This is a genomic window from Achromobacter sp., assembly GCF_036567245.1.
Classification (GTDB): Bacteria; Pseudomonadota; Gammaproteobacteria; order Burkholderiales; family Burkholderiaceae_B; genus Achromobacter.
Window position 1 is genome coordinate 1 of record NZ_DATCUY010000595.1, and the last position, 8760, is coordinate 8760.

Here is an 8760-nt window from a genome sequence, read left to right on the forward strand (position 1 = left end):
GCTGCAACACGTTGCCGTCTCGAAACTGTAAGACAAGACAATGATGCAATCCCAAATCGATTTCGCCCTGGCGACACCGGAAATCCTCCTGCTGGTTTTCGGCCTGGCTATCCTGCTCGTCGACGCGGTCAGCAATCACCCCGAGCGCAAGCCTACGTTTCTGCTGACCATGCTTGCGTTGGGCGTGCTGACCGTCGTGTCGGCCCTGCAATGGAAGAACGGCGTTGTTGGTTCGACCTTCAACGGCCTGTACGTCACCGACGAACTGTCGCATCTGCTCAAGATCGCGTCCTACATCGCCGTGGCCGTGACCCTGGTCTATGGCCGCGTCTACGCGCAGCTGCGCGACATGATGCGTGGCGGTGAACTTTACGTCCTGACGTTGTTCGCCCTGCTGGGCCAGATGGTCATGATCTCCTCCGGGAACCTGATCTCCATCTACCTGGGCCTGGAGCTGATGTCGCTGGCGCTGTACGCGCTGATCGCGCTGCGCCGCGACAACGTCGTCGCCACCGAAGCCGCCATGAAGTACTTCGTGCTGGGCGCGCTGGCCTCGGGCTTCCTGCTGTACGGCATGTCCATGGTCTATGGCGCCACCGGCCACCTGGATCTGGCTGAAGTGTCCAAGGTCATCGCGGCAGGCAAGGCCGAGAAGCTGGCCCTGGTGTTCGGCATCGTGTTCCTGGTGTCGGGCCTGGCGTTCAAGCTTGGTGCCGTGCCGTTCCACATGTGGGTGCCGGACGTCTACCAGGGTTCGCCCACCGCCGTGACGCTGATCCTGGGCGGCGCGCCCAAGCTGGCCGCCTTCGCCATCACGCTGCGCCTGCTGGTCGACGGCCTGCATGGCCTGGCCGCCGACTGGCAGCCGATGCTGATGATCCTGGCGGTGCTGTCGCTGGCCATCGGTAACCTGACCGCCATCGCGCAGACCAACTTCAAGCGCATGCTGGCCTACTCGACCATCTCGCACATGGGCTTCGTGCTGCTGGGCCTGATGTCGGGTTCGGTCGCGGGCAAACCGGAACTGTCGTCCGCCGCCTACGGCGCCTCGCTGTTCTACATGCTGACCTACGTGCTGACCACGCTGGCGAGCTTCGGCATCGTGCTGCTGCTGTCGCGCCAAGGCTTCGAGTGCGAGCACATCGATGACCTGAAGGGCCTGAACCGCCGCAGCCCGTGGCATGCCGCCATCGTGCTGCTGCTGATGTTCTCGCTGGCCGGCATTCCGCCGCTGGTGGGCTTCTACGCCAAGCTGGCCGTGCTGCAGGCGCTGATCAGCGCCGGCCACGTGACCCTGGCCGTGATCGCGGTGATGTTCTCGCTGATCGGCGCGTTCTACTACTTGCGCGTGGTCAAGGTCGTGTACTTCGACGAACCGGCCGCCGATGCCGCCCCGATGGTCGCCACCTGCGGCCAGCGCGGCGTGCTGTCGGTCAACGGCGCGTTGATCCTGATCCTGGGCATCCTGCCCGGCGGCCTGATGGCCCTGTGCGTGCAGGCCATCCGCAGCTCGCTCAGCCTGTAAACGGAAAACGGGGCCATGAACCAGACTCTGGCGGTATGGCTGCTGATCGCGCTGGCCCTGGTCAGCGCGAATCTCCCGTTCCTGACGGAGCGGGTCTTCGCCGTCATGCCCTGGAAGCAGGGCGGGGTGGCGGCGGTCAAGCCGTTCTGGATGCGTCTGATCGAAGTGCTGGTGTTCTACGCCATCGTCGGCGCATTGGGATTCGCATTCGAATCGACGCTGGGCAACCGTTTTTCCCAAACCTGGGAGTTCTACGCGATCACCTTGAGCCTGTACCTGGTGCTGGCTTATCCGGGGTTCGTGTACCGTTATCTGTTCAAGCGGCATCCCCGGCTACGCACCTGAAGGCCGCCAGGAAACTTGAAGAACGCCCCTTTGGGGCGTTTTTTTTGCCGGCATACGGCATGGTGCTTGCTCGCGCATTCGAAGCCCCCTGATGGGCCTTCTGGCCCTTGCTCGGGCATCCGAGGGGGGGGCTCCAGCACTGCCATTCAGAGAGTTTGTCCGAGGACGCAAGCGTGGCGGCGTCCTGGGGATAACCCGCCTATGGTGTTGTTTTTTCATCTTTTAGATGATTTAGGGTCTTTCATTCAGGTTTCATTCAGGCCCTGAGTTCAGAATCGCAAACGTTAAAAAAACAAGAATCGTTGCTATTCACATTCGGAGAAGCTGGTTTGAAGCCCCAAGATACGTATTCGTTGAATACGCTCACGACCTCCCTGGCCGCCGCTATCGCGGTCCCCGCGCTGTTCGTCAGCCCTTACGCCGCCGCCCAATCCGCCGATTCCGGCGTGACGCAACTTGCGCCGGTGCGCGTGGAGGGTGAGGGGTCGTCGTACCAGACCTCCACGGCGCAGTCGCCCAAGTTCACGGCGCCTTTGCTGGACACTCCGCGCACCGTCCAGGTCGTGCCCAAGCAAGTGATCCAGGATCAGGCCGCATCCACGCTGCAGGATGTGCTGCGCAATTCCCCCGGCATCACGTTCGGCGCCGGTGAAGGCGGCCGCCCGGGCGGCGACCTGCCCATCATTCGCGGCCAGAACTCGGCTGGCAGCATCTTCCTGGACGGCATCCGCGATTCCAGCACGCAGGTGCGCGATACCTTCAACCTGGAACAGGTCGAAGTGATCAAGGGGCCGGACTCGGTCTATTCGGGCCGCGGCGGCGCGGGCGGCAGCATCAACATGGTCAGCAAGACGCCCAAGGCCACCGACTTCACCGAAGCCACGGCGCAGATCGGCACTGACAACAACTACCGCGCGACGATCGACAGCAACTGGCGTCTGGCCGACAAGGCCGCGTTCCGCCTGAACGTCATGGGCAACAAGGGCGACGCGCCCGGCCGCGACAACGCGGTGGACTTCGAGCGCTGGGGCGTGGCGCCCTCGCTGACGCTTGGGGTGGGCACGCCGACGCGCATTACGCTGAGCTACTACCACTACCAAGACGACAGCATGCCGGATTACTCCATCCCGTATGACCCGAAGACGGGCCAGCCGGTGACGGAGACCATGGGCGTGAGCCGCAAGAGCTTCTACGGGCTGACCGGCCGCGATTTCATGAAGACGCGCGATGACGTCGCGACCGTGGATTTCCAGCACGACTTCTCGGACAAGCTGCAGCTGCGCAACGTGACCCGTTATGGCCGCGGCACGACCGACTTCGCCGCCACCAACCCTGACGACAGCAAGGGCAACGTCCCGAATGGCCTGGTGTACCGGGCGCTCAAGTCGGGCTACTACGTCACCAAGAGCTTCGCCAACCAGACCAACCTGACCGGCGAATTCGATACCGGCAGCCTGAAGCACTCGTTCGACCTGGGCTTCGAGTACAGCAACATCAAGCAGGACAAGGACAGCTACACCGAGTCGGGCGTTCCCGCCGGGACGAGCGGCTGCGTGACCGGCACGGCGAACGGCAGGAATACCTATGCCAACCCGGCGCTCTGCGCCTCGTTGTGGGATCCGGATCCGGGTACCAACTACCCCGGCCATCTGCAACGTAACAACAACCCGGCGCGCTACAACACGGATACGGTCGCGCTCTACGGCTTCGATACGATCAAGTTCAACGAGCAATGGCAGGCCAGCCTGGGCTTGCGCTGGGACAATTACCGCACCAGCGGCAGCAATATCGCCAAGGGCCGCAACGACCCGGCCAGCACGCCGGCGTTCTACAGCACCAGCCGCGAGGACAACCTCTTTAACTACCAGGTTGGCTTGGCCTACAAACCGGCGCCCAATGGCACCATCTATGCCACCTACGGCACCTCGTCCACGCCGTCCGCCATCGCTTCCAGCGCGATCAGCGACGCTGCGTCGGTCACGAGCCAGTCGCTCGAGCCGGAAAAGAGCCGCACGGTGGAACTGGGCACGAAGTGGCAGGTGTTCGACGACCGCCTGACGCTGTCGGCGGCGGCCTTCCAGGACATCCGCAAGAACACCAGCGTCGCAGTGTCGGCGACCGAAACCTCGCAGGTTGGCGAAGCCAAGGTGCGCGGCATCGAATTGGGCTTCTCGGGCAGCATCACGCCCAAGTGGAACGTGTTCGGCGGCTACACCTTCATGAACAGCGAAATGACCAAGGGCGCGTTCAACAGCGGCGCCGTGGGCCAGGATCTGCCCAATACCCCGCGCAATGCCTTCAGCCTGTGGACCACCTACAAGGTGCTGCCCAAGCTGACGGTCGGCGGCGGCGCGTATTACGTGGACAAGGTATACGGCAACTCGGACGCGACCAAGAACGCCGATGGCACGCCCAAGGCGCGCTGGGTGCCTTCCTACTGGCGCTTCGACGCCATGGCGGCGTACGAATTCAACGACCACATGTCGGCGCAGCTGAACGTGCTGAACATTTTCGACGAAACGTACTACACCAAGGCCTATGCGGCGCACTATGCGGCGCTGGGTACCGGCCGGGCTGCGCTGCTCTCGCTGCGCGTGCGGTACTGATCAGTCGCTGCAATGAAGAAAGCCACCGCGAGGTGGCTTTTTTCATTCCCGGACGCTGGCGCTAGCGCCCGATGTGGCGAGATCAGCTCTCGAACCAGTTCAGCACGCCATCCAGCCCCGACACGTTGAGCGCGTAGCGCGTCTGCTGACGCACCAGCGGCTTGGCGTGGTAGGCGACCGGGAAGCCGGCGATGCCCAGCATCTTCAGGTCATTGGCGCCGTCGCCCATGGCGATGATCTGTTCCTGGGTGGCGCCGTGCTGGCGCGCGAACTCGCGCAGATGGGCTTCCTTGGCGTCGGCGTCCAGGATGTCGCCCAAGACCTTACCGGTCAGCACGCCGTTGGCGATTTCCAGGGTGTTGGCGTGCGCGCTGTCCAGGTTCAGGCGTTGGCGCAGGCGCTCGGTGAAGAAGGTGAAGCCGCCGGAGACCAGCAGCACCTTGATGCCGGCGGCCTGGGCCGTGGTGATCAGGCGTTCGGCGCCGGGATTCAGGCGCAGCTTGTCCGCATAGACCTGCTCCAGGGCATCGGCAGGCACGCCTTCGAGCAGGGCGACGCGGCGGCGCAGGCTTTCGGCGAAGTCCTTGATCTCGCCGCGCATGGCAGCCTCGGTGATCTCGGATACCTTGTCCTTCAGGCCGGCCACGCCGGCGATCTCGTCGATGCACTCGATGTTGATCAGCGTGGAGTCCATGTCCATGGCCAGCACCTTGCAGGACGACAGCTTCAGGCCCGCGGGCAGGAAGGCGGCGTCGACGCCGTGCCGCTCGGCCCAGCCCACCACTTCGGCGCGAGTCGAGTCGTCGTGCTGCACGTCGAGCAGGCGGGCGGCGGTGGCGCTGATGCGCGCCACGCCCTGTGCCTGGGCCAGGGCCGCCAGCTGTTCCGCGTGTTCCACGGTGAGGCCGGGGGATTGGACGACAAGGTGATGGGTAGTCATAAAAAATCAGTATGGTTGGACGGTTACTTCAGGGCGCGCAGCACGGCGCGGACGGCGTCGGCGCGGGCCGGGATCTGCGCAGCCTTGATCTCAACCCGCAATTTATCCTGTCCCGCCAGTTTGATGTGGCGCTGGCGCTGTACCAGTTCGATGATCTTGGCCGGATCGACCGAGGTCTTGGGTCCGAATTGCAGCAGCGCCTGGGTTTCGCTGGCATCGATCTTGACGATGCCCAGCGGCTGCGCGGCCAGGCGCAGGCGGTGCGTGGCCAGCAGTGTCTGCGCGGCCTCGGGCAGCTTGCCGAAGCGGTCGATCAGTTCTTCCTGGATGTGGATCAGGTCGTCTTCGTCCGCGGCGTGTGCCAGGCGCTTGTAGATGCCCAGGCGGGCGTGGACGTCGGCGCAATAGTCGGAAGGCAGCAGCGCCGGGGCGTGCAGGTTGACTTCGCAGGCCAGGTTGAAGGGGGCATCCAGGTCGGGCTCTTCGCCGGCGCGCAGCGCGCGGACGGCTTCGTTGAGCATCTCGTTGTACATCGAGAAGCCCACTTCCTGGATGTTGCCCGACTGCGAATCGCCCAGCACCTCGCCCGTGCCGCGGATTTCCAGGTCATGCATGGCCAGGTAGAAGCCGGAGCCCAGCTCTTCCATGGCCTGGATGGCTTCCAGGCGCTTCTTGGCATTGTTGGTGATGGCGTCTTCGCCCGGCGTCAGCAGGTAGGCATAGGCCTGGTGGTGGGAGCGCCCGACGCGGCCGCGCAGCTGATGCAGCTGGGCCAGCCCGAAGCGGTCGGCCCGGTGGATCACGATGGTGTTGGCGCTGGGCACGTCGATGCCGGTTTCGATGATGGTGGTGCACAACAGCACGTTGTAGCGCTGCTGGTAGAAGCCCTTCATCACCTGTTCCAGCTCGCGCTCGGGCATCTGGCCATGGGCCACGGCGATGCGGGCCTCGGGCACCAGTTCTTCCAGGCGGGCGCGGCGGTTGTGGATGGTCTCGACTTCGTTGTGCAGGAAGTAGCACTGGCCGCCGCGCTTGAGCTCGCGCAGGAGCGCTTCGCGCAGGGTGCTGCCGTCCTCGCGCCGCACGAAGGTCTTGATGGCCAGGCGCTTCTGCGGCGCGGTGGCGATGACGGAGAAGTCGCGTATGCCCTCCAGCGACATGCCCAGCGTGCGCGGAATGGGCGTAGCGGTCAGCGTCAGCACGTCGACCTCGGCGCGCAGCGCCTTCAGCGCTTCCTTCTGGCGCACGCCGAAGCGGTGTTCCTCGTCGATGATGACCAGGCCCAGGCGCTTGAATTTCACGTCCTTGGACAGGATCTTGTGGGTGCCGATGACGATGTCGACGCGGCCGTCGTTGATGCCTTCGACGGCGGCGGACACTTCCTTGGCCGAGCGGAAGCGGGACAGCTCCACCACCTTCACGGGCCAGTCGGCGAAGCGGTCGGAGAAGGTCTGCGCGTGCTGCTCGGCCAGCAGCGTGGTGGGGCAGAGCAGGGCGACCTGCTTGCCGTTGGCCACGGCCAGGAAGGCGGCGCGCAGGGCGACCTCGGTCTTGCCGAAGCCCACGTCGCCGCAGACCAGGCGGTCCATGGGGCGGCCGGAGGTCATGTCGGCGATGACGGCTTCGATGGCGGCGGCCTGGTCGACCGTTTCTTCAAAGCCAAAGCCTTCGGCGAAGGCCTGGTAGTCGTTGAGCGGCAGGTTGAAGGCATAGCCCTCGCGCGCGGCGCGCTGGGCATACAGGGCCAGCAGTTCGGCGGCGGTGTCGCGGACCTGGCGGGCGGCCTTGCGGCGCGCCTTGTCCCACTGGCCGGAGCCCAGCTGGTGCAGGGGCGCGGCCTCCGGATCGGCGCCGCTGTAGCGGGCGATCACGTGCAGCTGCGACACCGGCACGTACAGGGTGCTGCCGTTGGCGTATTCGAGATGGAGGAATTCCATCCCGCCTTCGCCCATGTCCATGTTGACCAGGCCGTGGTAGCGGCCGATGCCGTGCTGCGCATGGACCACGGGATCGCCCGCGCGCAGCTCGGACAGGTCGCGCACCATGGCTTCGACGTTGCTGGCGCGTTCCTGGTCGCGCTTGCCGCGACGGCCGGTGGTGGCCAGGCCTGGGTACAGGTCGTTTTCGGTGAGGAAGGCCAGATTGGCCTGGGGCAGCCCGAAGCCGGTGGACAGCGGCGCGGCGACGATGCCGAAATGGGCGTCCGACGCCAGGAAGGCTTCGATGCTGTCGGGCTGAGCGTCGGGGGTGACGCCGAACTCGTTCAGCATCTGCACCAGGGTCTCGCGCCGGCCGGCGGAGTCGGCGCACAGCAGCACGCGCGTCTGGCCGCCCTGCACCAGCGCGCGCAGCTTGGCGATGGGATCCTCGGAGCGCCGCGCCACGCTCACGTCGGGCGCCACGCGGAAGTCGGGGTGCGGCTGGCCGGCAGTGAGCGACAGCCGGCGGAATTCCTTCAGCCTGGAATAGAGGGCCTCGTTGTCCAGGAACAGTTCGGACGGCGGCAGCACCGGCCGTTCGCGGTCGCTCTTGAGGAAGCCGTAGCGGCTGGAAGTGTCCTGATTGAAGCGCTGGATGGCATCGTCGATGTCGCCGACGGTGACGGTGACCGTGCCTTCCGTCAGGTAGTCGAACAGTGTCGCCGTTTCCTCGAAGAAGAGCGGCAGGTAGTACTCGACGCCCGCGAACGGAATGCCGTTGCCGATGTCCTTGTAAGGCAGCGCGCGCGAGGGATCGCCCTCGAAGACTTCACGGAAGCGCGCCCGGAAGCGGTTGCGCGCGTCCTCGTCCATCGGGAATTCGCGGCCGGGCAGGAGCTGCACTTCGCGCACCGGATACAGGCTGCGCTGCGTATCCACGTCGAAGCTGCGGATGGTTTCGATTTCGTCGTCGAACAGGTCCAGGCGGTAGGGCACCACCGAACCCATGGGGAACAGGTCGATCAGGCCGCCGCGCAGGCAGAACTCGCCCGGCGCCGTGACTTGGGTGACATGGTTGTAGTTGGCCAGCGTCAGCTGGGCGCGCAGGGCCGCTTCGTTGAGCTTGTCCTTCTGCTTGAAGGAAAAGGTGTAGGCCGCCAGGAACGAGGGCGGCGCCAGCCGGTACAGCGCGGTCGTGACCGGCACCGTCAGCACGTCCACCGACTTGGTCATCAGCGAGTGCAGCGTGTGCAGGCGTTCCGAAATCAGGTCCTGGTGCGGCGAGAAGGCGTCGTAGGGCAGCGTTTCCCAGTCGGGCAGCTGGCGCACGCGCAGGTCCGGGGCGAACAGCTGGATTTCCTCGGCCAGGCGCTGGGCCTCGACGGGCTCGGCCGTCAGGATGACCAGCGGCGCCGACGCTTGCCG

At 65.2% G+C, this 8760-nt stretch carries 5 protein-coding genes; 3 read left to right on the plus strand and 2 right to left on the minus strand.

The window, feature by feature from the left end; genetic code table 11:
* Positions 1-40 precede the first annotated feature (40 nt).
* The 3 genes from nuoN (at position 41) to VIR09_RS25210 (ending at position 4476) form a co-directional block, all read left to right on the plus strand.
* Positions 41-1525, plus strand: coding sequence for an NADH-quinone oxidoreductase subunit NuoN (gene nuoN, locus VIR09_RS25200; protein ID WP_332015331.1), 1485 nt, complete (start codon positions 41-43; stop codon positions 1523-1525).
* Positions 1526-1540: 15 nt separating this feature from the next.
* Positions 1541-1870 (plus strand): DUF2818 family protein, encoded by a 330-nt coding sequence (locus tag VIR09_RS25205; RefSeq protein WP_054450498.1) that lies wholly within the window; start codon positions 1541-1543, stop codon positions 1868-1870.
* A 329-nt stretch (positions 1871-2199) separates the two neighbouring features.
* On the plus strand, positions 2200-4476 hold the full coding sequence (locus tag VIR09_RS25210; protein ID WP_332015332.1) for a TonB-dependent siderophore receptor: 2277 nt from the start codon (positions 2200-2202) through the stop codon (positions 4474-4476).
* Positions 4477-4558: 82 nt separating this feature from the next.
* Here the strand turns inward: VIR09_RS25210 and serB are convergent, their stop codons facing one another.
* Positions 4559-5416 carry a phosphoserine phosphatase SerB gene (serB, locus tag VIR09_RS25215; RefSeq protein WP_332015333.1) on the minus strand — a complete coding sequence of 286 codons (858 nt, stop codon included), beginning with the start codon at positions 5414-5416 and terminating at the stop codon, positions 4559-4561.
* Positions 5417-5439: 23 nt separating this feature from the next.
* Positions 5440-8760 (minus strand): transcription-repair coupling factor (gene mfd, locus VIR09_RS25220; RefSeq protein ID WP_332015334.1); only part of this gene is annotated, 3321 nt, incomplete at its 5' end.